The organism is Phytoactinopolyspora mesophila, from assembly GCF_010122465.1.
In the GTDB taxonomy this organism is placed as follows: Bacteria; Actinomycetota; Actinomycetes; order Jiangellales; family Jiangellaceae; genus Phytoactinopolyspora; species Phytoactinopolyspora mesophila.
In genome coordinates this window covers 684,970-707,926 of sequence record NZ_WLZY01000001.1, presented here as the reverse complement: position 1 = coordinate 707,926, position 22,957 = coordinate 684,970, and the positions used below count along the sequence as shown (strand labels likewise).

Here is a 22,957-nt window from a genome sequence, read left to right as displayed (position 1 = left end):
GAGGGCCGTGGCGACTGGCGCATAGCGGCCCGTATGACGCGGGCTGAGGTGGAACTGACCACCAGGGAGCTGACGGCGGAGTTACCGCGCGCCTGGGGACTCCGGACGAACAGCAGACGAGGAAAGGAAGTGGCCCCGCGTCATGACCGCAACTCCGAATGACCTGCGTACGGTCGACCCCCAGCTGGCCGATCTGATCACCGCTGAAGAAGGGCGTCAGCGCGACACGCTGAAGCTCATCGCCTCGGAGAACTATGTCTCCTCGGCCGTGCTCCAAGCCAGCGGAACCGTGCTCACCAACAAGTACTCCGAAGGCTATCCCGGCCGCCGCTACTACGAGGGCCAGCAGTACATCGACCAGATCGAGACCCTCGCGGTAGACCGGGCCCGGGCGGTGTTCGGCACCGAGCACGCCAATGTTCAGCCATACTCCGGCTCACCGGCGAACCTGGCCGTGTACCTAGCCGCGGCCACCCCCGGCGACACCGTGATGGGCATGGCGCTGCCCATGGGTGGGCACCTCACGCACGGCTGGACCGTCTCGGCTACCGGCAAGTGGTTCAACGCGGTGCACTACAACGTCGGACGTGAGACCGGGCGAGTCGACATGGACGAGGTCCGCGACCTTGCGCTGCGTGAACGCCCGAAGTTGATCTTCTGTGGCGGTACGGCGATTCCGCGGACCATCGATTTCCCGGCGTTCGCCGAGATCGCCAAAGAGGTCGATGCCGTCCTGGTGGCCGACATCGCTCACATCGCGGGCCTCGTTGCCGGTGGTGCGCATCCTTCTCCCGTCGGGCATGCGGACATTGTCACGACGACGACGCACAAAACTCTGCGTGGCCCTCGCGGAGCCATGATCATGGCCACCGAACCGTACGCCAAAGCCATCGACAAGGCAGTCTTCCCTGGTCTGCAGGGCGGGCCCCACAACCACACCACGGCGGGTATTGCCGTTGCGCTGCACGAGGCAGGTACGCCTGAGTTCTCGTCCTACGCGCACCAGATCGTGGCCAACGCCAAAGCCCTGGCCGACGAGCTCCAGTCCCGCGGGTTCGCGTTGTCCTCCGGTGGCACCGACAACCATCTGATCCTCATCGACCTCACTTCCAAGGGAGTGGCCGGCAAGCCGGCTGCGCAGAATCTCGACCGCGCTGGTCTGGAAACGAACTACAACGCGGTTCCCTACGACCCCCGCAAGCCCTTCGACCCGTCCGGGCTTCGTCTCGGCACGGCAGCGCTGACCAGCCGCGGCATGGCTGAAGCCGAGATGCGCGAGGTAGCTCGCTGGATCGACGAGGTGGTCAGCGCGCTGGCCAGCGAGAACTCCGACACCATCGAGAAGACTGTCGGCCAGGTGCACGGTGAGGTCTCTGAGCTCACCGGCCGGTTCCCGGTACCCGGCCTCGGCTGAGCCCTCAGCCAGTCCCGATCGATGTTGGCCAGGGTTTGGCCCTGGCCAACATCGATCGAAAAGGGACAACGCCAGCCGCTCACCCGTTCGTGATCACGGAAGCCGGGACGCGAGGAGCTGAGTGTGCAGGCGGGTTGCTGCCTCGGTGTCAGCCCCGACGATCCGCGTAGCCGCGAGCCACGCCGCACCGGCGGCGCCGTTGTGAGCCGCGGAGATAGTCGCTTTAGGCCACTTCTCGGCCAGCCGAGGTTCGAGCAGCCGGCGTAGCGGAGTGGCCGACGTCAACAATGAACCGGCCAGGACCAGCGGCGTGCCATCATCGGTGGCGCGCACCGTCGATAGCGTGCCGAAGAGATGATCCGCGGCCTCGCGGACAATAGTGGCGGCCGCGGGATCGTCGTCGGCTGTGTCGCTGACCAGCGGTGCGAGCCTGGCAAGCGCGATCGGTGCCTCACTGTGCACCTTCATCACCAGCGAGTCAGCCAGCGCCCGGAAATCAGCCGGCCCCTTCAGTGCGGCGAGCCGTTCGGTGACCGATCCGGATTCGGTGGCCGGTCCGGGGTCGGTGGCGACCGTGTTCGCGGAAGGCCCGGGGGAGACCCGCTCCGCCGAGACGGGCCGCGGGGGCGCGACCAATAACTCGTGCATCACCTTTCGGCCCAACGGTCCCGGGAGGTCGAGGCGGCCGAGCGTGCCCAGCGTGGAGCGCACGGCCTCACGGCCGAGCCAGAAGCCAGAGCCCATGTCGCCCAGGAGCCACCCATGGGCGTCCGCGGTGTGAATGCGCCTGCGGTCCTCGAACCGGGCAGCCACCGCTCCGGTGCCGCACAGGAGCAGGCTTCCATCGGGCTCCGGGGTTCCCGCCACGAACGCGACTTCCGGGTCGCCGGTGATCTCGTACGGACAGGTGAGCCCGGCGCCGTGCCAGACGTCCTCGAACGCTGCCCCCACGCCGGGCTGCTTGAAGTTCGCGGGACCGGCTGTGCCGATGTGCGCCTGCCGAACCTCTGCCGGGTCGATGTCGGCGACGGCATCTCGAAGAGCTGTGAATATGGCCGCGAACGCGTTGTCGACCGAGTGCGACGTCAGGTTGGCGCCGGGACCGGTCCCGGCGCCGTGTAGCTGGCCAGCTGTGTCGGCCACGAGCACCCGGGTGGACGTGCCACCGATGTCGAGCCCGAGCACCAGCGCCGTCGGAGTCGTCAAAAGCCACCTCTCCAGGTCTCGATGGTGTCGCCACCATGTCACGCTTCTACAACCTCTGGCGAAAGCCTTGACACTGCGAGGCGGTAGAAATAGTTTTCAGGACACTACAGCATGGTTGTGGTTGTGAAACTCACAATCGGGTCACGCGTAGTCGAGGCGGCAGGGCGCCAAAGACGGGCATGAAGACCTCGTTAACGAGACATTAGCGGTCAGCTCGCAGAGTTGGAAGCAGAGGAGCAACCGTGGCCGAACAAGTAGTCACCCCTGCCGGGGACAGCGCCGGTGACAAGGCCGGCGACGGCCTCGTGCGGGCGGGCGAGCGGCTCAGTGGTGACGCGGTACTGGCCCGGACGCGTGCGATGTTGCCGAACCTGCCGACCGCGCTGCAACGGGTGGGTGAACAGGTGCTGTCGGCGCCGGCCGGGGTGGCCCGCTCCACCATCCTCGAGACAGCCGAGCGCAGCGGCACTTCCCCGGCCACGGTGACCCGTTTCTGCCGCGCCCTCGGCCTTCCTGGCTACGCCGACCTCAGGCTGGCCATGGCGGAGGAGACCGGACGATCGTCGTCGGTCGCCGGTTGGGAAATCGACATCGGGCGGGAGATCAACCCCAGCGATCCGCTTGACCGGGTGGCCAGCCTGGTCGCCACCGCCGAGATCCGGGCTATCCAGGAGACCATCGCCCAGCTGGACCTGCAAGCCGTCGACCGGGCCGCCGAAGCCATCGACAAGGCCCGTCGGGTGGAACTGTACGGCGCCGGCGGTAGCACCCTCGTCGCGGGAAAGATGCAGCTGAACCTGCACCGCATCGGCGTGCCGACCTGGGTATGGGGTGACGTGCACTCCGGGCTCACCAGCTCCGTGCTGCTGAAGCCCGGCGACGTCGCCATTGGCATCTCGCACTCAGGCGCCACCCAGGAGACGCTGGAAATGCTCTCGGTAGCCGCCAGCAGCGGGGCTACCACCGTCGCGCTGACGAACGTCCCGGACTCACCGCTGGTGGAGGTCGCCGACATCGTGCTGACCACGGCGACCCACGAAACGACCTTCCGTCCCGCCCCCATGGCTTCACGGCTGCCGCAGATCATCGTGCTCGACCTCGTGTACGTGGCGGTGGCCCAGCGGCGCCACGAGCAGACCATCGCCGCGTTGAAGATGACCGCGGACGCGGTGAGCGGCCATCGGAAGGGACCACGAGTGAAGAAGGTGGGGCAGTAGGTGAGTGACGACGAGACGACGCGTGACCTGAGCACCGAGTCCGTGCCAGACGCCGTCGGGGCGGTCAGCGCAGAGGCTTACTTGGTTCAGGCGCGCGAGGCGATTGAGCGGGTCGCGGCCACCGAGAAGGAAAACATCGCGCGAGCCGCTGACTTGATGGCGGAATCGATCAGGAACGGCGGGGTGATCCAGGCGTTCGGCACCGGCCATTCGCAGGCCATCGCCATGGAGATCGCCGGCCGGGCGGGTGGGCTCATCCCATCCAATCGGATCGCGTTGCGTGACCTCGTGGTCGAGGGCGGTGAATCACCGTCGATCCTGGCCGATCCTCGGATAGAACGGGATCCGGACCTGGGACGACGCCTGTACGAAGCCAACCCCGTCGATCCGGCGGACGCGTTCGTCATCGCGTCGAACTCAGGAATCAACGGCAGCGTCGTAGGACTGGCGGGTCTGGCGAAGGAGCGCGGGCACCCACTGATCGCGATCACCTCGCTGGCCCACAGCGCCCAGGTGGAATCTCGGCACCCCTCCGGAGGCAAGCTGGCTGACTATGCCGACGTGGTGTTGGACAACGGCGGGCCGTTCGGCGACGCCGTGCTGCCCCTACCAGGCGGTGGCGCAGTGTGTGCGGTCTCGACCATCACCTCTGCCCTGCTGGCGCAGTTCCTCACGGCAGAGGTGGTGCGCCGGCTGCTGGCCGCCGGCGAAGAAGCCCCTGTCTATCTCTCCGCCAACGTTCCGGCGGGGGACACCCACAACGACGCACTACTCAAACGGTACGAGGGACGGATCCGGCGCGGGGGCTGAGGGGCCCGGCAGCCATCCGTTCCGCACACGCTTCAGCATCAGCGGGTTCGATAAGGAGACACACCATGGCGAGCAGCACGACACGTACCACGGCATCGACCGGCCCCAGTCGGCGGAAGTTCCTGCAGCGGCTGGCTATCGGCGGCATGGCGCTGGGTCCGGGAAGTGCCTTCCTGGCTTCCTGCGCCACCGGTGGTGGAGGCGACGACGACGGTGACGACGGCGACGACGCGCCGCCGGCCGACGTCAGCGACGACAACCCCCTGGGTATCGCCGAGGACGAGCCGGTAGAGATTTACATCTTCGACGGTGGTTTCGGCGACGCCTACGCCACCGACCTCCACCAGCCGATCTTCAGCGAACGGTGGCCGGACGTCACGATCAACCACAACGCGGCCGTCGACATCGGCGCTGAGTTGCAAGCGCGGTTCGCCGCGAACGAGCCCCCGGACTTCATCAACAACTCCGGCGACGGCCAGATGGACACCGGGCAGCTCATCTCCGACGGCCTGCTGGCCGACCTGACGCCGCTGCTCGACGCGCCGAGCTGGGACGACCCGGACGTTCCGGTACGCGACACGCTCATTCCGGGCACCATCGAGCTGGGGAGCCGCAACGGCACCCCCTATGTGCTGAACTACGCCTTCACCGTGTTCGGCATCTGGTACAACAAGACGCTCATGGACGAGAACGGCTGGCCGGTGCCCACCACCTGGGACGAGATGCTGGACGTCTGCGCGGACATCGCCGACCACGGCATCGCGCCGTGGGTGTACCAGGGTGTCACCGCTCCGCGGTACATGAACTGGCCGCTGCTGACCATGGCCGCCAAACTCGCCGGCCCCGACGTTCTTGTTCCGCTGGACAACCTCGAAGAGGGTGCCTGGGGCCATGACGCCATTCGCGAGTCCGCACATGCGCTGTGGGATCTCGGCCAGCGGGGCTACTACCTTCCGGACGTCGAGGGTATGGACTTCCGGGACGCGCAGGGGTTGTGGGCCCGGGGTGAGGCGGTGTTCTGCCCGTCCGGTTCGTGGATCGAGAACGAAGAGGCCGACGCGATCGGTGAGGACCCGACGTTCGAGCTGGCGGTGATGCCGGAGCCGCTGCTGTCGGCGGATGCCGTCATGCCGGTGGAGACGATCCGCGCCACCGCTGGTGAGCCGTACATCGTTCCCGCTCAGGCGAACAACCCGCGCGCCGGTATGGAGTACATGCGGGCGATGCTGTCCATGGATGGCGCCCGGGGCTTCACCGAGAAGGTCACCAGCCTCACAGCTGTCCTGGGGGCGTCCGACGGCGTCGAGATCGAGGCGCCGGGACTGTCTTCCGCTCAGGAAGCGCTCAGTGCGGCAGGCGAGAACGTCGTCAACTGGCTGTACCCCACGTGGTATCCGACCATGGAGAACCCGGGTATCGACCAGGCGACGGGTGCGTTGTTGCGCGGCGCCATCGACGTCGACGAGTGGGTCGATCAGTGCGAGGCGGCCGCCGCCGAGATTCGCGACGACGACTCCATCGAGAAGTACACCAGGTAGTCCGACTCCTCGAGGACCACACGAATGACGTTGTCCAAAGCCGCTGGCGCCGCGCCGTCGCAAGACGCGCGGCGCCGGCGATCCCAGCGTGGCCGGGCCAGCAACCCGTTGAAGAAGGGCACCTACCCCTTCGTGCTGGCGTTCCTGCTCCCGCCCGTCGGTATCTACGTGATGTACATGTTGTCGCCGTACGTCCAGGCGATCTACATCTCGATGACCGACTGGAGCGGCCTGACGGCCACGCAGAACTTCATCGGATTCGACAACTACGTGCGGATGTGGAACGACGACCAGATCTGGGTCGCACTGCGCAACAACATGATCCTGCTGGTGGTCGTTCCGGTCCTCACGTTGTTCCTGGGGCTGTTCTTCGCGTCGATGCTCAACGTCGGCGGACGTGGTCGCAAAGCGGCCATCACCGGGGTGCGGGGATCGTCGATCTACAAGGTCGTCTACTTCTTTCCGCAAGTGCTGTCGGTGGCGATCGTGGGGGTGTTGTTCAAGTACGTCTTCGCGCCCGAGTCCGCCGGTGGGATCCTGAACGGCCTCCTCTCGGCGATCGGCCTGGACGCGCTGACCCGGTTGTGGCTAGGTGACCCCAAGTACCTGATCTGGGTCGTCGTCCTGGTGATGACGTGGTCGTTCGTCGGCTTCTACGTCGTGCTCTTCTCAGCGGCGATGCAGTCCATCCCCAAAGACATCTACGAGGCGGCGCTACTGGACGGGGCCAGCCGGCTCACGACGTTCCGGAAAGTCACCCTGCCCCTGGTCTGGGACACCGTGCAGGTGGGCTGGGTGTACATGGCGATCCAGGCCATGGACGGCTTCGCCATCGTGCACATCATGCTCGGCGTCCACGGCGGCGTCGACGGAGCGGGAGATGTCCTCGGGGTAGCGATCTACCGCGCAGCCTTCGCCAGCAGCCGGTTCGGATACGCCGCGGCGATTGGTGTGCTCATGCTTGTTTTGACGATGACGATCGTCATCCTGTTCATGCGAGTACTCCGGCGCGAACGAGTGGAGCTCGGGTGATGACGGCCACACAGAAGGAGCACAAGGATCCCGCGATGGTGGAGCGGGAGCGTCAGGAACGGCGGCGCCGGCCGGGTATGGGCGGTGGGGGCAGAGCCATCGGCTTGCTGAACAGTGGGTTCCTGCTGTTGTGGGGTCTGATCACGACACTGCCGCTGCTTTGGGCCATCATGTCGTCGTTCAAGACGAACGGCGAGTTCCGGGTGGATCCGATGGGTCTGCCGAGCGGGCTCCAGTGGGACAACTTCGCCAGGGCGTGGACCGCGGCGAACATCGGGCAGTATTTCGTGAACAGCGTCATCGTCGTGACGATGTCACTGACCCTGACGATGCTGTTCGGCGCCATGGGGGCTTACGTGCTGGCCAGGTACGAGTTCCCGGGCAACCGCCTGATCTACTACGGATTCCTCGGTGGCCTTGTGCTACCGGTGTTCCTGGCGTTGGTGCCGATGTTCTTCATCGTGCGCAACACCGGCGAGATCCCGGTGATCGGCCAGTTCCTCGGGCTCAACAGCTACCTGAGCCTGGCGTTGGTGTACACGGCGTTCTCGATGCCGTTTACCGTGTTCTTCCTGACTGCGTTCTTCCGGACGCTGCCTTCGTCGGTGGCCGAAGCCGGCATCGTCGACGGCTGCTCACACTTCGCGCTGTTCTTCCGCATCATGTTGCCCATGGCCAAGCCGGGAATCATCAGCCTGGCGCTGTTCAACTTCCTCGGCCACTGGAACCAGTACGTGCTGCCGCTGGTGATCATGCAGGACGGAGACAAACGGGTTTTGGCGCAGGGGCTGGGCACGTTGGCGGCCAACACCGGATTCCGTGCCGACTGGACGGCGTTGTTCGCCGGGCTGGTGATCGCGCTGCTGCCGGTGCTGATCGTCTACATCCTGTTCCAGAAGCGGATTCAGGCCGGCCTGACCGCCGGTGTCCTGAAGTAGGCACACCCCTGCCCGGTGATCGTCAGTGGGTTGTGGTCGTTAAACCACCACCGGAACCCACTGACGATCACCTGGGAACGACCACAACCCACTGACGATCACCGGGCTTGGCGGCGGGCGATGAGGGCTTCGATGCCGTCGAGGATGATGTCAAGGCCGAACCGTAGGTCTTGTTGAGCCTCGTCTAACTGGGCCTGGTCTGATTGGGCCTGGTCTAACTGGGCCTGGTCTGATTGGGCCTGGTCTGAGTGGGCCTGGTCTGAGTGAGCGCTGTCTGCGTGGGCCCTTTCCGGGGCGGACTCGGGTGTGCCGGATTCGGGCGCCGCTGAGCCGGGGCCGGCGAACAGGACGTTGGCCTGGATCAGTTCGGCTACCGCCGGAAACTCCGCGGGATCGATCACCTTGGCGAGAGTCTCGCTGTAGACCTTCACCCATTCCTCGGGCTGGACGCCGGTGCGCGCCGACCCCTGGGACATCGAATAGTCGAGGCGGCCGATGCTGAGCGCATACATGCTGACCAGCAGCAGAATGCCGAGCTTCTCGTCCGCGGGGAGCCCGGTGGGCCGCAGGGCATGGAGTATCTGCTCCATCCATCGGACGTGGTGCGGGCCCATCGGAGGAGCGCTGATAGGCAGGTCCAGCCACCATGGATGCCGCCGGAACATCATCAGGTTGTGCTGTGCCCACCAGTGAATGGCTTCTCGCCAGTTGTCCTGCGGCATGTCCGCGAAGTCGACGTCGGCCGGTATCTCGGCCGCGGCGTCCTGCATGAGGTCGAGGAGATCTTCCTTGCTCGGAATGTGCCGGTAGATCGACATCGTGGTGAAGCCGAGCTCCTCGGCGATCCGGCGCATCGACACAGCATCGAGCCCTTCGGCGTCCGCGATGCCGATCGCGGTCCGCACGATCTTCTCCACGTTGAGCGACGCCTTCGGGCCACGGCTTGACGGTGTGGTGAGGCCCCACATCAGTTCCAGGGTCCGCACCGGGTATCCGTCTTGCTGGTCTGCGTTCATCCCGTCCTCTCCGTGCAATCGAATTGACGACCATCCTAGAACTGTGTATAGCATATACCTAGTGTACGACGCATACAGTTTATGGTGCATACCGATACAGGCTAGAAGGAGCGAGGCGGCATGACCGACAAACCACCGATCGTCATCGAAGCGACCGGGCTGACGAAGTCGTTCAAGAAGACAGAGGTACTACGCGGCGTGGATCTCGCGGTCGAACGCGGCACCATGTTCGCGCTGCTGGGGCCGAACGGAGCCGGCAAGACCACCACCGTGCGAATACTGAGCACCCTGCTTCCCGCCGACGGGGGAGTGGCGACCATCGCCGGGCACGACGTCTCGCGGGCGCCGGATGAGGTGCGCAACGTCATGGGGATCACGGGGCAGTACGCGACCGTCGACGAGATCCTGACCGGGCGCGAGAACCTCGTGATGATCGGCCGGCTGTATCACCTCGGCAAGGCCGCCGCACAGCAGCGGGCGGATGAGCTGCTCGAGCAGTTCGACTTGGTTGACGCCGGGAAACGGCCGGTCAAAACCTACTCGGGCGGAATGCGCCGCCGTCTGGACCTAGCTGCCAGCCTCATCGCCAAACCGCCAATCATCTTCCTGGACGAACCGACCACGGGTCTGGACCCACGTAGCCGCCAGGGAATGTGGAACGTGATCCGTGAGCTCCTGCAATCCGGTATCACCATCCTGCTGACCACCCAGTATCTCGAGGAAGCCGACCAGTTGGCCGACCGGGTGGCAGTGATCGACGACGGCCGCATCATCGCCGAGGGTACACCTGACGATCTGAAGTCGGCGGTCGGAACAGAACGCCTGGAGCTGGAGTTCGCCGACTCAGCCGAACTCACGGCGGCGGCCGCCGTCATCGGCGGCGACACGCTCCGGCTGGACGATCAGGACCGGCGGCTGAGCTTGGCCGTGGACGGACCGGACGACGTCCGTCAGGTTCTGACGGCGCTCGATCTAGCGGGCGTCAAGGTCGCCGACATGACGCTGTCGCGGCCCACGCTCGACGACGTATTCATGGCCCTGACAGGTTCGGACCCCACGCACGAGGAAGCAGACGCGGCATGACCACCACTGATCTCACACCCCCATTGGTTCCCGCATCGAGCCGGGCCGGCCGTCGTACCCGGTTGGGCTGGTCCGTAGGGGACTCGATCGTGCTCATCGGACGGAGCATGCGGCATTCGCTGCGCGCTCCTGATTCCCTGCTCATCGGAGTGGCGCTGCCCGTGCTGCTTCTTCTCTTGTTCACCTACGTGTTCGGGGGCGCGATCGAAGCAGGAATCGCGCACTCCGACTACATCGACTACGTGGTACCGGGCGTCATCCTGCTGACGGCCGGGTTCGCCGCGGGCCAGACGGCCGCCGGTATCACCAACGACATGACAACCGGGGTGATCGACCGGTTCCGTTCACTGCCGATCAACAACTGGATCGTCGTGCTGGGCCATGTGGTCGCCAGCATGGTGCGCAACCTGGTCTCCACCACGCTGGTGATCGTCGTGGCGCTGCTCATGGGCTTCAGCCCGACAGCTTCGCTGCTCGAATGGCTGGGCGCCATCGGGATGATCATTCTGTTCATCCTGATGATGACCTTCGTGGCGGTCATGTTCGGACTGCTCGCCAAGTCGGTCGACGCGGCCTTCGGCTTCTCCTTCTTCATCGTCTTCCTGCCCTACGTCAGCAGCGCGTTCGTCCCGACGGAGACCATGCCGTCGGTATTGCACGGTTTCGCGGAGCATCAACCGTTGACGCCGATCATCGAGACCGTCCGCGGGCTGCTCATGGGCATGCCGATCGGCGACAGCGCCTGGCAAGGGGTGCTCTGGTGCGTCGCGATCTTGGCCGTCGTCATCCCCATCTCCGGGCGCCTCTTCCGTCGCCGGACCGCCTCATAGTCGGTCCGGCACTCGTAGCGGGTCTGGCAGATGGAGTCTCTCCATGGTGTGGTGGGCATCAGCGAGGGAGGTCGATGGCGAAGCCTCCCTCCCGACCGAGTCTGCTGGGCGAGGAGAGACTCCATCTGCCAGGCACACAAGCCGCAGACTCACCGCGACACAGACGGCGAGGCGGAGTTGTCGACGCCGGTGAGGGCGAGTTCGCCGGCGAAATGGCAGGATGCGTGCTGGCCGTCGCCCACCGAGCGTAGTTCGGGGACCTCACTGGAGCATCGATCCAGCTGGGCGTGGCGGCAGCGGGTGTGGAACCGGCATCCTGGGGGAGGACTCGCCGGGTCGGGCAGGTCGTCGGACATGTGCACCTCGTGGCGCTTCCGGCGGCGGGACACGTCCGCGACGGGCACCGCCCGCATCAACGCCTCCGTGTACGGGTGCGACGGCTGTTGGTACAGCTCGGCGGTAGGTGCGCTCTCGACGACCTTGCCCAGGTACATCACGGTGACCCGGTCGCTGATGTGCTCGACCACCGACAGGTCGTGGGAGATGAACAGGTAGGTCAGGCCGAACTCGGACTGCAGGTCGGCGAGCAGGTTCAGGATCTGGGCGCGTACCGAGACGTCGAGCGCGGACACCGGCTCGTCGGCGATCACCAGGCGCGGCTCGGTGATCAATGCCCGCGCGATGTTGATCCGCTGACGCTCGCCGCCGGAGAAGGCATGCGGGTAGCGGCGCATGTACTCCGGGCGCAGTCCGACGCGCGAGAGCATGCTCGCCACCCGATCCTCCAGTTCACGGCCGGAGGCGAGACCGTTCACCCGAAGTGGTTCGCCGACGATCTGCTGCAGTGTCATCCGCGGGTTCAGGGAGGAGAACGGGTCTTGGAAGATCACGCGGATCTGCTGCCGATACTCCCGCAGCCCGCGCCCACGCAGCGGTATGAGATCCACCTCCCGGCCGTCCGGCCGGCGATACCGGACCTCGCCCGCGGTCGTGTCCAGCAGCCGCGCGATGCAACGGCCGAGTGTGGTCTTGCCACATCCGGACTCTCCGACCAGCCCCATCGTTTCCCCGGGCAGGATGTCGAGATCCACGGCGTCGACCGCTTGCACGGTTCCCGTGGGAGCCCGGAACATCCCACCACCGATGGGGTAGTGCTTCGTCAGTCCGCGCACACTCAGCAACGGCAGCGACGACTGCGGCCCAGGCGCCGAGGCGCGGTCGGGGATGGTCGCGACAGGTGTGGTGCGCGCCGACGGCCCAGGTGCCGTGGGTTCGAGCGGGATGAGCGGGTGCCCGGCAGCACCGCTCTGGACATCGCCGGAAAACACGTCGTCGGAATACAGGTGGCAGTAGGCGACCTGCTGGGCGTCGAACGAGACGGCCGGGGGCGATGACGTGTCGCAGACCCCGGCGATCGCGTGGTCGCAACGGGTGCGGAAGGGGCAGCCAGCGGGGCGCTGCAGCGGATGCGGCACCATGCCGCGGATCGCGTTGAGCCGCCCTCGTTCCCCGGATCCGCGCACGGTGGGAATGGAACGCAGCAACGCCTGCGTGTACGGGTGCTTCGGATCCTCGAAGATCTGCTCCGCCGTGCCCCGTTCGGCCACCCGCCCCAGGTACATCACGACCACCTCGTCGGCGATCTCGGCGACGACGCCCAGGTCGTGCGTGATGAACATCATCGCCATGTCGTTCTGCTCCTGGAGATCCTTGAGCAGGTCGAGGATCCGGGCTTGGGTGGTGACGTCCAGGGCGGTCGTCGGCTCGTCGGCGATGAGCAGGGCGGGTTCGCACGAGATGGCGACAGCGATCATCACCCGCTGGCACATCCCGCCGGACAGCTGGAACGGATAGCTGTCCAGCCGCCGTTCCGGTTGTGGGATACCCACCCGGCGCAGCAGTGCGATGCTCGCCTCGCGGGCTTCTTCCTTGGACATGTCCCGGTGTAGCCGCAGCGCCTCCGACAGGTGCGCCCCGATCGTGTACATCGGCGACAACGACGCCATCGGTTCCTGGAACACCATGCCGATCTCGCCGCCACGGATCCGCCGAATCTCCGGGCCATCGGGATCGAGACTGGTCAGGTCCACTGGAGCAGCACCGTTGGAGCGCCAATGGATCGACCCTCCGACGATCTCACCAGGCCGCTCGACGAGCCGCAGCACGGAACGGGCGGTGATCGACTTGCCGCAGCCGGATTCGCCGACAACACACACGGTCTTTGCCGCCGGCACGCTCAGATTCACTCCATCGACGGCCTTGACCAACCCTTCCGGCGTGAAGAAGTGGGTCTGCAACTCGTCGATCCGCAGTAGCGGCTCACGGTTCATATGCCTCTCCTGCTCCTTCGTCACCGGATTCAGTTCTTGTAGGGGTCGGCGGCGTCACGCAGCCCGTCGCCGAAGAAGTTCATGGCTAGCACGGTGATCACCACGGCTGCCCCGGGCAGCATGATCCACGGCGCGGTCGACACCGCCCGGATGTTCTGCGCTTCTTGCAGCAAGACGCCCCAGCTCACCGTGGGGGTCTGCAGGCCCAGGCCGATGAAGGACAAGGCGGTTTCGGCCAGGATGATGGTCGGGATCGACAGGGATAGGTTGGCGATGATGTGGCTGGTGAACGACGGCAGCATGTGCCGGAACATGACGCGCCTCTGGCTGGCGCCGTCGGCGATCGCCGCGGTGACGTACTCGTCGCTCTTGACCGCGAAGAACTTGCCACGCACTTCGCGGGCCATCCCCACCCAGCCGACGAGTGATATCACCACGGTCAGCGCCAGGTAGCGCTGGACCGGGCCCCAGTGTGCCGGCACCGCAGCGAACAGTGCCATCCACAGTGGGATGGTGGGGATGGCGATGATGAACTCGATCAGCCGCTGGATAGCGTTGTCGATCTTGCCGCCGAAGTATCCGGAGATGCCGCCGAGGGCGACGCCGAGTAACAGCGACAGCAGGACGCCGACCAGCCCGATGGACATGGACACAGTGGTGCCGTGGATGATCCGCGAGAGCATGTCGCGGCCGTTGGAGTCGGCGCCGAGCAGGTACATCGGGGGACCGTCATAGTCTTTCGGTCCGATCAGATGGCGGTCCCAGGTGAACACGCCCAGCAAGGTGTATTCGTCGCCCTTGACGAAGAAGCCGACGGGGACCTTCTGGGTCTCGTCGACCTCGAAGGTCAGCGCCAGCGTGTCTGGGTCCTGCTCGAAGCTGTATCCGTGCACGTGCGGGCTGAGCCTGCCGTCGTCGAACAGCTGCAGCATTTGTGGTGGTGCGTACGTGTACTCGGAGTTATGGGACGACGAACTGTACGGGGCCAGGAACGGGGCGAACACCGCCACCAGATAGATGAAGATAGTGATGAAGCCGCAGACGAGTGCCAGTCGATGCCGTTTGAAGGCCCACCACACCAGCTTTCGCTGGGAGGCCACCGCGAGCTCTTGCTCGTCGGCCACGTCGGCCGGGAGTCCGCCGCCGGTCACGGGGCCCGCCTCGGCGGGAGGCAACTGTTGAGTCATGGTCGCACCTCTCGTCAGTACCGCAGGCGGACCCGCGGGTCCAGCCACGCCAGTGCGATGTCCGAGATCAGCGTGCCGATCACCACGAGCACGGCGCTGATCAGCAGGATCGAGCCGGCCAGGTACATGTCCTGGGCCAGCAGGGAACGCAGCAGCAGCGGCCCCGTCGTGTTCAAGTTCAGCACCTGCGACGTGATGGCGTCGGCGGCGATCAGCCCGGGCAGGATCCAGCCGATGGTGGAGAAGAACGGGTTCATCGCCACCCGCACCGGGTACTTGATCGTCATCCACCGTTTGGGCATCCCGCGTGCCCGGGCCGCCACCACGTAGGGCTTGCGTAGCTCGTCGAGCAGGTTCGCCCGCAGCACCCGGATGTTAGCCGCGGTGCCGGCGGTGCCCCAGATCACCACTGGGATCCACAGGTGAGACATCAGGTCGCCGAACTTGGCCAGGCTCCACGGCGCGTCGCGATACTCCGGTGAGAACAACCCGCCCACACTCATCCCGAAGTAGCGCAGGCTGATCCACATCAGCACCAGCGCGATCAGGAAGTTCGGGATGGCCAGGCCGAGATACCCGAGGAAGGTGAACGAGTAGTCACCGATCGAGTACTGCCGTACCGCCGAGTACACCCCGATCGGGAACGACACCGCCCAGATGAACAGCAAGGTGAGCACCGACAGCATGATGGTCAGCGGTAACCGCTCGGCGAGCAGGTCACTGACCGGGCGGCCGAAGTCGAATGAATCACCGAAGTCACCCCGCAGGATGATGTTGGTGAACCACTTCCAGTACTGCACCAGGACGGGTTCGTCCAGGCCGTAGCGCTCGGTGAGCCGTGCCAGCTCCTGTGCCCCCAGGCTCCCGTCGCCCTGCTCCTGCAACCGTGCGCGCACCGTGGTCAGGTAGTCGCCCGGTGGCAGCTGGATGACGATGAACGTGACGATCGAGATCGCCCACAGGGTCGGGATGAGGATCAGCAGCCGGCGGCTGATGTATCTCAGCATGTCAATGCACCGCCTTGACGAGAGGATGACCGGGTTGCGGGGTCATGCCCTCGTCAGTCGGCGAAGTACCAGGTCGGGATGTTGATCGGGCCGGGAGTGAGGTACAGCCAGGAGTCGGGAAAACTTTCCACGACGTTGCGCAGATTGTTCTTGACGATGCCATAGCCGTCGGCGGGCGAGGCGATGCCGATCACATAGAACTGCTCCTTGGAGATCTGCAATATCTCCCGGAACAGCTCCTTCTGCACCTCCGGATCGGGCTCCAGCGGGATTTGCCACGCCAATTCCATCTGCCGCAGCGCCTCGGGAGATGGCTCCAACGCGTGTTCGCCCTCACCTCTTGTGTCGAAGTAGCTCGCCCAGCGCGGGGCGTAGTTGGCCTCGCCGCCGGACGGGAACCACCAGCGCGTCTCCAGCATCTCGATCTTCTGGCCGCCGTCACCTGCCCAGACGTTGGCGTCGTGCTCGTTGGTGGCGGGCTCTTTGCGCTCGTAGAACAGATTCCGCTCGATCGGGTTCACGGTGGCGTCGACACCCACCTCGGCCCAGTACCGCGTGACCATGTCGGTGGCGTTGGCCCATTCCGGGAAGAGTGTCGTCACATCGATCGTGAACCGGAGCCGGTCGCCGCTGGGCAGCAGCCGGTAGCCGCTGCCGTCCTTCTCGGTGAGGCCAGCTGCGTCGAGGTGCTGGTTGGCCAGGTCGACGTCGTACTCGGTGTACTGCTTGGCGAACTCCTCGTCGTAGAACTCAGAGTCCGGATGTGGCGCCCCCTGCCATGGTTCACCTTGGCGCTGGTAGACGGTGTCGATGATGTCCTGCCGGTCGATGGCGTGGGAGAGCCCGATCCGGAAGTCTTTGTTCTGGAAGACCTCGCGGAGTTCCTCGTCCTTGTGGTTCATGTTCAGCGAGATGATCATGCGGTTCATCGAGGTGGTCTCGACGGTGACGAAGTCGTAGTCGCCGTCCTCCCGGCCTTCGGCCAGCACCGGTTTGTTCTGATCGCTGTTGAAGTGCCGTGAGTGGAAATCGAGCTCACCGTTGACACCTTTGAGCAGCATCACCTCGTCCTCTTGCACCACTTCGAACTCGAGGCGGTCGATGTAGGGGAGCTGTGCCCCGCCCGAATCGACCTTCCAGTAGTAAGGGTTGCGCTCGGCAACGGTCACCTCACCGGAGTTCAGCGGGTTGGTGACCACCCACGCGTACAGCACCGGCTTCTGCGGGTTGTTCCACCACTGGATCCGGTCCTCCCAGTGTTCAGTCCAGTCGCCGAAGCCGGCGTCCGCGGCCAGTTCCTCCGCCTCGGGGTTGTGCTCGGGGAGAAACTCCTGGAGGTAGTGCTTCGGATAGAAGAGCAAGTTCGGTGCCCACCATTGCGCGGCGCGGGAGGCGTCGTCGATCAGGTTGCCCTTCGGCTGGTCGAAGGTCAACCGGACGGTGAAATCGTCAACTCGCTCGGCCTCACACGGTTCGCCGTTGACGTGCAGCATGTTGGGCACGTTCGGATGGAGTTCCGCATTGAAGAAGACGTCCTCGATGGCGAACATGACGTCGTCCGCGGTCACTGGCTCCCCATCGGACCACCGCATGCCCTCACGCATGTGGATGGTGAACTCGGTACCATCATCGTTCACGGCGATGTCCTTGAAGGTCCCGGGCAAGATCTCATCCAGCTGCGGGTCCGCCCGCAGCACCGGCTCGTAGCCGATCATCCGCTCAAGCCAGGGATCGTCACCCTGACCGAGCGCCGCGCCGTTGTAGGTGCCGCCGTAAGCGCCGAGGCCGTCGGGGCCATCCACCACCAGCCGGTCGGCTTCGACGGGGAGCCGTTCTTCCAGCGGTGGGAGCTCCCCGGCCTCGACCATTTCAGTGAGCGTCGGAGACTCCAGCGGGCGGTCCGGGTCGTCCATCGCGTCGTCGTCGTTTGGGTCGTCGGGGTCGTCTGAGGAGCCGGCGCAACCAGCGAGCGACATGGTGGCCAGCAGCGCGCCGCCGCCGCCTAAACGTAGGGCATCTCGTCGGGTCCAACGCTTCTTCTGGTTCGTGAGGGTCATACCAGCACTCCTTCTCCCTGGTGCGGAATGGGTCTTCGTTGACGGTCCGGTCAGGCGGATCGGGCGAGATCGTCGGGCGTCACGGGGTGCGCGAATGGCAACCCGCGGGTATATCGGTCGAGCTCCTCGAGCGCGCTCTCGGCCATACGAGACACTTCATCGCCGAGCGAGCCGGCGATATGAGGCGTGATCAGGACATTCGGCATATCGAACAAGGACGAGTCGGCGGGCAGCGGCTCCGGCTCCGTGACGTCGAGCACGGCCCGCAGCCGGCCGGTTTCGAGCTCCTTGGTAAGCGCTTTCTGATCAACCAACGAGGGCCGGGCGGTGTTGATCAGCACAGCACCATCGCGCATCCGGGCGAGCTCGTCGGCACCGATGAGGTGGTAGGTGTCCGGCAGGGCCGGCGCGTGCAGGCTGACGACGTCACTCGAGGCCACGAGGTCGTCGAGGGTCGTCAGTTGCGCGCCCAGGGCGCGCGCCTCGTCGTTGCTCACGTACGGATCGGCCAGGTACACATGCATGTCGAAGGGCTTCAGCAACGCCATCACCCGGCGCCCGACCCGCGAGGCGCCGATGATGCCGACCGTCTTCCGGTAGTTTCCGAGCCCGGGGTAGAGGGCGGTCCAATCCACCCACTCGCGGCTGCGCTGGTAGTCGCCGGCGATCTCCAGCACGTGTTTGTTCGCGAACAGGATGGCTGCCACGGTGTACTCGGCTACCGGGACCGCGTTGGCGCTGGCTGCTGACGAGACCTGGATGCCTCGCTCCCAGCATGCGTCGGTGATGTGGGGCTTGACCGATCCCGCAGCGTGCACGACGGCGCGAAGCCGCGGCGCGGCGGCCAGCACCTCAGTGCTGAGCCGCGGACATCCCCAGGAGGTGAGAAGTACCTCGGCCTCCGTCAGGGCCGGGCGAACCTGGTCGTTGAGCAGGTCCGTGGCGACCAAGTGCGGATCGACGTCGACGAGTCGACGCAGCCGGGCCTGGACGGGTTCGGTGAGAATCTGGCGTGCGACGCCGTTTCCCATCGCGACGAGCGTCTGCGGGCGACGACGGCGCATTGACACCTCCGATGAGCGGTGTGAGCGTTAACGCATCATTCACTCAATGTCGGTGTGGTGTCTAGGTTAATCAAGGCATAGATTTGGTTACGAATCAGTTAAGCTCGCAACTGTGGCACCACATGACTGCCGTATCCGCAGCTCAGGGAGCATGCTTAGGTGCTGCACTGGTCGCTCATCGACATGAGCGAGTCGAGCGATTAGCAGCTCGACCGCGGCCCTGCCGACCGCATGTTTGGGTGGCGCGATGGCGGTCAGAGGAGTATCGATGATGGCGGCGACTTCGTCGTCGTACGCCACGATCGCGACATCGTCGGGAACTCGCACGCCGGACGCATGCAGCCGCTGAATCATCACGATCGCGTCTTGGTCGTTGTGCACCAACACAGCGCTGACCTGCCGCTGGGTGACATCGGCGACCACGCCGGAGATCGCCTCGTCGAACTCTGCCGGGTTGACCTCGGGATGCGGCGTGGTGACCGCGGGTAGCGGCCCGATGCCCATCTCGCGGATGCCCGCCTGATATCCGCGTTCGACCAGCGCCCGGTTGGGGCTGTCTCTGCGGGTGACGAGCGTGATGGATCGATGCCCGAGGTTCGCCAGATGCCTGACGCCCAGGCAAGCGCCGTACGCGTGATCAGAGGAGACGGAGTCGAGATGCTCCAAGCCGGTTCCGAGTTCGGCTGGGCGTTCGACCAGCACCGCGGGTACCGGTAGTGCGGCCAGCCAGTCCGCCGTCGCGTTGGTGGAAGCGAGTTGATCGCTCACCGTGATGATCAATCCGTCGACGTCGCCGGCCAGCAGTTCATCGATCCGGCTGCGATCCGCCTCCGGGTTGTAGTGGGAGATGCCGAGGACCAGATGGGCGCCGAGGTCGGCGCCCGCGGCACGCGCACCACGGATGACCTCGGGATAGTAGTACGTGGCCGACGGCACGAGCATGCCGATGGTCAAGCCCGCGCCCGGCAGGGCGGAATCCGTGGGAGCCGGCCGGCTGTGAGCACGCGGAGCAGGTGGAGAGTGATCTCCGTTGGCCGAATGCACGGGGCTGATCGCACCATGTGTCCGGGCGACCAGACCCCGCTCAGCGAGGTCGGTCACATCCCGCCGCACCGTCGCCATGGAGACCCCCAGCTCGTCGATGAGATCGCGCAGCCGGACGCTGCCACGGCTGCGGACGGCGTCGAGGATGAGTTCGCGGCGGTGAGCGGCCAACATTTGCTCGCACTCCCTATCTGCTTGCGACGAAAAGATCCTACGCGTGATGGCGCCCGTCGGCGAGGTAATTGACGCGGCGACTCAATTCGCTCAATCGCTCATAGTCTCTCATGCCCCCGGCCGCTCCGCGCCGGATTTCCGGACGATCGGCATGGCTGGCAGGATCGTGGCGTGCTGCCAGTAGCCGTCCTCCAGAATTTGATCTGCCCGGTGTGTGGCGGCGGTTTCGCCGAGTCCGGCCAGGCGCTACGCTGCGAGGAAGGACACAGCTTCGACGTCGCCCGGCAGGGCTACGTCAACCTGCTGTCCGGCCGCAAACCCGCGGGCAGCGCCGATACCGCAACGATGGTCGCGGCTCGTGCGGGGTTCCTCGACGCCGGCTTCTACCGGCCGATCGCGGATGCGCTCGCGGACGCCGTCGCCGGCCCGCCCGCCGGGGCCGGATCGGCCGGCGGCTTGATCGTGGACGTGGGCGCCGGTACCGGTCATTATCTCGCCGACGTGCTCGAACGTCTGCCCGCCGCGTACGGTGTGGCCACAGATGTGTCAGTGCCGGCCCTTCGCCGTGCCGCCCGTGCGCATCCGCGCATGGCAGCCGTGGGGGCGGATGTATGGCGAGGCCTACCGATCCGGTCTGGATCAGCCGCCGTGGTGCTCGATGTCTTCGCGCCGCGTAACGCCGCCGAATTTCACCGGGTGGTGCGTCCGGACGGGCTGCTCGGTGTGGTCACTCCGCTGCCAGGCCACCTGGGCGAACTCGTGGACCGCTTCGGCATGCTCACGATCGACGAACGCAAGGACGAACGCGTCGACGAAACGCTCGCCACGTGCTTCCGCCGCAGATCACGTCATGAACTGACGTTTGCGATGGACCTCGGCCCCACTGACATCGGGAATCTGATCCGCATGGGGCCGAGCGCTCATCACCTGGACGAAGACACCTTGGTCCGGCAACTCGCTGAACTCCCGGAGCGCACCGGCGTCACCGCGTCGGTGCGGGTCTCCGCCTACCAGCCGGTTGTGGAGCCATAAAAACGCGTCTTTCACGTCGAACGGACAAGAAGGCTCACCTGCCGGCGATGAGAACCCTCGCGGTTGGTGAGAACTCGCCGATTCAGGGGCGCACGGCCTTCAGATCCGGCATGAGCCGTGTCACTCTGGTGGTAGCCCAGTCGGCTTAGGTCTCAGGGAGATCCCTGGCCGCCCCCTGAAATCCGGCTGTCAGGGTTGATCAAGACGTCCGGTACCAGCAATCTAGTGGTACTGCATGGCTTGGAGGGGGATCCACATGGCCGTTTGGCACACCATGACTATGGCTGCGCTGCTTCAGCGGGGGAATGACACCGAAGCGGTCGCGGCCGAACAACACCGACAATCACCACCAGAGCGGCCGCGCCCGGCCGACGCCGGTGAAGGCGCAGAGGGCGGCCGGTAATGTGCTGACCATCGCCGCACGGTATGACGCCGTGATCGTCGGCGCCGGTCACAACGGCTTGACCGCGGCCGCGTACCTGGCCCGGGCAGGTCGCCGGGTGCTGGTCCTCGAGCGTCTCGGCCAGGTCGGCGGCGCCGCCGTCTCGAGCCGGGTGTTTCCGAGCGTCGACGCGTGGCTCTCGCGGTACTCGTATCTGGTATCGCTGTTTCCCCGGCGGATCATCACCGAGCTCGAGCTGCCGATCACCCTGCGCCGGCGTCGGTACTCCTCGTTCACGCCGGTGGACAACGGCGGCCTGCTCGTGGATGCGGACGACGTCGCCGCCACCGCGTCGTCGTTCGGCGCGCTGACCGGCGGGGCGGCGGAGTACGCGGCATGGGCCGAGTTCCACGCCAGGCTTGAGCGCGCCGCGGACCGGCTGTTCCCGACGATGACCGAACCGCTGATGTCACGGGCCCAGCTGCGGGCGATGCTCGACGACGACGAGACCTGGCGGATCCTGTTCGAGGAACCCATCGGGCACCACGTCGCTTCCCGTTTCGAGAGCGACGTCGTCCGGGGAACGGTCCTGACCGACGCGCTCATCGGCACTTTCGCCGACCCCGGCGATGCCTCGCTACTGCCGAACCGCTGCTTTCTCTACCACGTGATCGGCAACGGCCATGGCCGCTGGGACGTACCCGTCAGCGGTATGGGGACGGTCAGCGGCGCGTTGCACATGGCGGCGCTTCAGGCGGGAGCGCAGATAGTGACCGGGGCGGAGGTCACCGCGCTGGACCCGTCCGGCGCCGTCGCCGTGGCCGGCGCCGACGGCTCGGAGTACGAAGTGAGGGGTGACTACGTACTGGCGGGCTGTGCACCCAGCATGCTGCGGCGGTTGCTGGGGGAGAGCCCGGCAGAGGCGCCGGAGGGTGCACAGATGAAGGTCAATATGTTGCTGCGGCGATTGCCGCGGTTGCGGGCGGACGTCGATCCAGACGTCGCCTTCAGCGGTACGTTCCACGTCAACGAGTCGATGACTCAGCTCGACGCCGCCTTCACACAGGCGGCGGCCGGTCGGATTCCCGAGGTGGCGCCGTGTGAGGTGTATTGCCACACGCTGACCGACGACTCCATTCTGAGCCCGTCCCTGCGCGCCGACGGCGTGCACACCCTGACTCTGTTCGGGCTGCACATGCCGGCGCGACTGTTCCGGGAGGACAACGAGCAGGCCCGGAGCGCGGCTGTGCGATCCCTGTTGGCGTCGCTGAACTCCATGCTTGCTGAGCCGATCGAAGAGTGCCTGCTGCGCGACGACGACGGGCGTCCGTGCCTCGAGGCCCACACGCCGATCGACATCGAGGAACACCTCGGCATGCCGGGCGGGCACATCTTCCACGAGGACCTCTCGTGGCCGTTCGCGGAGGCCGCGCATGACGTCGGCCGATGGGGTGTCGAGACCGAGCATCCCCGGATCCTGGTCTGTGGCGCGGGTGCGCGTCGGGGTGGTGGAGTCAGCGGCATTCCCGGCCGGGCCGCCGCGATGGCCGTGCTGCGTACCTGAGCCGCGTTGTCCGCTCTGTATAGTCGGCACCG

18 protein-coding genes are annotated in these 22,957 nt (G+C 65.8%); 10 read left to right on the top strand and 8 right to left on the bottom strand.

Annotated features, from left to right (window positions below):
* The first annotated feature begins 142 nt into the window (after nucleotides 1-142).
* Complete coding sequence (locus tag F7O44_RS03175) at nucleotides 143-1,414, top strand: serine hydroxymethyltransferase (protein WP_162448702.1); 1,272 nt, start codon at nucleotides 143-145, stop codon at nucleotides 1,412-1,414.
* 93 nt (nucleotides 1,415-1,507) lie between these two features.
* Here the strand turns inward: F7O44_RS03175 and F7O44_RS03170 are convergent, their stop codons facing one another.
* A complete protein-coding gene (locus tag F7O44_RS03170; RefSeq protein WP_162448701.1) occupies nucleotides 1,508-2,620 on the bottom strand; it encodes an N-acetylglucosamine kinase in 1,113 nt (370 codons plus the stop codon).
* Nucleotides 2,621-2,862: 242 nt separating this feature from the next.
* Here F7O44_RS03170 and F7O44_RS03165 point away from each other — a divergent pair, with 242 nt between their 5' ends.
* The 5 genes from F7O44_RS03165 to F7O44_RS03145 all read left to right on the top strand — a co-directional run bounded on the left by F7O44_RS03165 (nucleotide 2,863) and on the right by F7O44_RS03145 (nucleotide 8,155).
* On the top strand, nucleotides 2,863-3,837 hold the full coding sequence (locus F7O44_RS03165) for a MurR/RpiR family transcriptional regulator (RefSeq protein WP_222850995.1): 975 nt from the start codon (nucleotides 2,863-2,865) through the stop codon (nucleotides 3,835-3,837).
* A gap of 42 nt (nucleotides 3,838-3,879) precedes the next feature.
* Entirely contained in the window at nucleotides 3,880-4,647 is a 768-nt protein-coding gene (locus tag F7O44_RS03160; RefSeq protein WP_162449308.1) for a sugar isomerase domain-containing protein, read from the top strand.
* A 65-nt stretch (nucleotides 4,648-4,712) separates the two neighbouring features.
* Nucleotides 4,713-6,185 (top strand): N-acetylglucosamine/diacetylchitobiose ABC transporter substrate-binding protein, encoded by a 1,473-nt coding sequence (gene ngcE / locus F7O44_RS03155; protein ID WP_162448700.1) that lies wholly within the window; start codon nucleotides 4,713-4,715, stop codon nucleotides 6,183-6,185.
* Nucleotides 6,186-6,293: 108 nt separating this feature from the next.
* Nucleotides 6,294-7,217, top strand: a complete 924-nt coding sequence (locus tag F7O44_RS03150; RefSeq protein ID WP_162449307.1) for an ABC transporter permease subunit — start codon at nucleotides 6,294-6,296, stop codon at nucleotides 7,215-7,217.
* Entirely contained in the window at nucleotides 7,217-8,155 is a 939-nt protein-coding gene (locus F7O44_RS03145) for a carbohydrate ABC transporter permease (protein WP_162448699.1), read from the top strand. Before F7O44_RS03150 ends, F7O44_RS03145 begins: the two co-directional genes overlap by 1 nt.
* 98 nt (nucleotides 8,156-8,253) lie before the next feature.
* On the opposite strand, the gene F7O44_RS03140 is transcribed toward F7O44_RS03145, so the two are convergent.
* Nucleotides 8,254-9,171, bottom strand: a complete 918-nt coding sequence (locus tag F7O44_RS03140; protein ID WP_162448698.1) for a TetR/AcrR family transcriptional regulator — start codon at nucleotides 9,169-9,171, stop codon at nucleotides 8,254-8,256.
* Between the two features lie 120 nt (nucleotides 9,172-9,291).
* Here F7O44_RS03140 and F7O44_RS03135 point away from each other — a divergent pair, with 120 nt between their 5' ends.
* A complete protein-coding gene (locus tag F7O44_RS03135) occupies nucleotides 9,292-10,254 on the top strand; it encodes an ATP-binding cassette domain-containing protein (protein ID WP_162448697.1) in 963 nt (320 codons plus the stop codon).
* Nucleotides 10,251-11,084, top strand: coding sequence for an ABC transporter permease (locus F7O44_RS03130; protein ID WP_174255871.1), 834 nt, complete (start codon nucleotides 10,251-10,253; stop codon nucleotides 11,082-11,084). The genes F7O44_RS03135 and F7O44_RS03130 overlap by 4 nt, the downstream gene beginning before the upstream one ends.
* A gap of 149 nt (nucleotides 11,085-11,233) precedes the next feature.
* On the opposite strand, the gene F7O44_RS30915 is transcribed toward F7O44_RS03130, so the two are convergent.
* From F7O44_RS30915 to F7O44_RS03100, 6 genes are all read right to left on the bottom strand, one after another.
* Nucleotides 11,234-13,414: an ABC transporter ATP-binding protein gene (locus tag F7O44_RS30915; protein ID WP_162448696.1), complete on the bottom strand. Its 2,181-nt coding sequence runs from the start codon at nucleotides 13,412-13,414 to the stop codon at nucleotides 11,234-11,236.
* Nucleotides 13,415-13,443: 29 nt separating this feature from the next.
* Nucleotides 13,444-14,601, bottom strand: a complete 1,158-nt coding sequence (locus F7O44_RS03120; protein ID WP_162448695.1) for an ABC transporter permease — start codon at nucleotides 14,599-14,601, stop codon at nucleotides 13,444-13,446.
* A 14-nt stretch (nucleotides 14,602-14,615) separates the two neighbouring features.
* The gene (locus F7O44_RS03115) at nucleotides 14,616-15,608 is read right to left on the bottom strand and encodes an ABC transporter permease (RefSeq protein ID WP_162448694.1); all 993 of its coding nucleotides are present in this window, start codon (nucleotides 15,606-15,608) and stop codon (nucleotides 14,616-14,618) included.
* Nucleotides 15,609-15,661: 53 nt separating this feature from the next.
* A complete protein-coding gene (locus F7O44_RS03110) occupies nucleotides 15,662-17,665 on the bottom strand; it encodes an ABC transporter substrate-binding protein (RefSeq protein WP_162448693.1) in 2,004 nt (667 codons plus the stop codon).
* Between the two features lie 50 nt (nucleotides 17,666-17,715).
* Complete coding sequence (locus tag F7O44_RS03105; protein ID WP_162448692.1) at nucleotides 17,716-18,729, bottom strand: hydroxyacid dehydrogenase; 1,014 nt, start codon at nucleotides 18,727-18,729, stop codon at nucleotides 17,716-17,718.
* An 87-nt stretch (nucleotides 18,730-18,816) separates the two neighbouring features.
* Nucleotides 18,817-19,947 (bottom strand): substrate-binding domain-containing protein, encoded by a 1,131-nt coding sequence (locus tag F7O44_RS03100; protein ID WP_162448691.1) that lies wholly within the window; start codon nucleotides 19,945-19,947, stop codon nucleotides 18,817-18,819.
* Between the two features lie 171 nt (nucleotides 19,948-20,118).
* Here F7O44_RS03100 and F7O44_RS03095 point away from each other — a divergent pair, with 171 nt between their 5' ends.
* Both F7O44_RS03095 and F7O44_RS03090 read left to right on the top strand, forming a co-directional pair.
* A complete protein-coding gene (locus F7O44_RS03095; RefSeq protein ID WP_222850992.1) occupies nucleotides 20,119-20,979 on the top strand; it encodes a putative RNA methyltransferase in 861 nt (286 codons plus the stop codon).
* 305 nt (nucleotides 20,980-21,284) lie between these two features.
* Complete coding sequence (locus F7O44_RS03090) at nucleotides 21,285-22,925, top strand: phytoene desaturase family protein (RefSeq protein WP_162448690.1); 1,641 nt, start codon at nucleotides 21,285-21,287, stop codon at nucleotides 22,923-22,925.
* Nucleotides 22,926-22,957 lie beyond the last annotated feature (32 nt).

Coding starts and splice junctions, on each gene's coding strand:
- F7O44_RS03175 (WP_162448702.1), top strand. CDS start 143: ATGACCGCAACTCCGAATGACCTGCGTACGGTCGACCCCCAGCTGGCC.
- ngcE (WP_162448700.1), top strand. CDS start 4,713: ATGGCGAGCAGCACGACACGTACCACGGCATCGACCGGCCCCAGTCGG.
- F7O44_RS03145 (WP_162448699.1), top strand. CDS start 7,217: ATGACGGCCACACAGAAGGAGCACAAGGATCCCGCGATGGTGGAGCGG.
- F7O44_RS03140 (WP_162448698.1), bottom strand. CDS start 9,171: ATGAACGCAGACCAGCAAGACGGATACCCGGTGCGGACCCTGGAACTG.
- F7O44_RS03135 (WP_162448697.1), top strand. CDS start 9,292: ATGACCGACAAACCACCGATCGTCATCGAAGCGACCGGGCTGACGAAG.
- F7O44_RS03130 (WP_174255871.1), top strand. CDS start 10,251: ATGACCACCACTGATCTCACACCCCCATTGGTTCCCGCATCGAGCCGG.
- F7O44_RS30915 (WP_162448696.1), bottom strand. CDS start 13,414: ATGAACCGTGAGCCGCTACTGCGGATCGACGAGTTGCAGACCCACTTC.
- F7O44_RS03120 (WP_162448695.1), bottom strand. CDS start 14,601: ATGACTCAACAGTTGCCTCCCGCCGAGGCGGGCCCCGTGACCGGCGGC.
- F7O44_RS03115 (WP_162448694.1), bottom strand. CDS start 15,608: ATGCTGAGATACATCAGCCGCCGGCTGCTGATCCTCATCCCGACCCTG.
- F7O44_RS03110 (WP_162448693.1), bottom strand. CDS start 17,665: ATGACCCTCACGAACCAGAAGAAGCGTTGGACCCGACGAGATGCCCTA.
- F7O44_RS03105 (WP_162448692.1), bottom strand. CDS start 18,729: ATGCGCCGTCGTCGCCCGCAGACGCTCGTCGCGATGGGAAACGGCGTC.
- F7O44_RS03100 (WP_162448691.1), bottom strand. CDS start 19,947: ATGTTGGCCGCTCACCGCCGCGAACTCATCCTCGACGCCGTCCGCAGC.
- F7O44_RS03090 (WP_162448690.1), top strand. CDS start 21,285: ATGACACCGAAGCGGTCGCGGCCGAACAACACCGACAATCACCACCAG.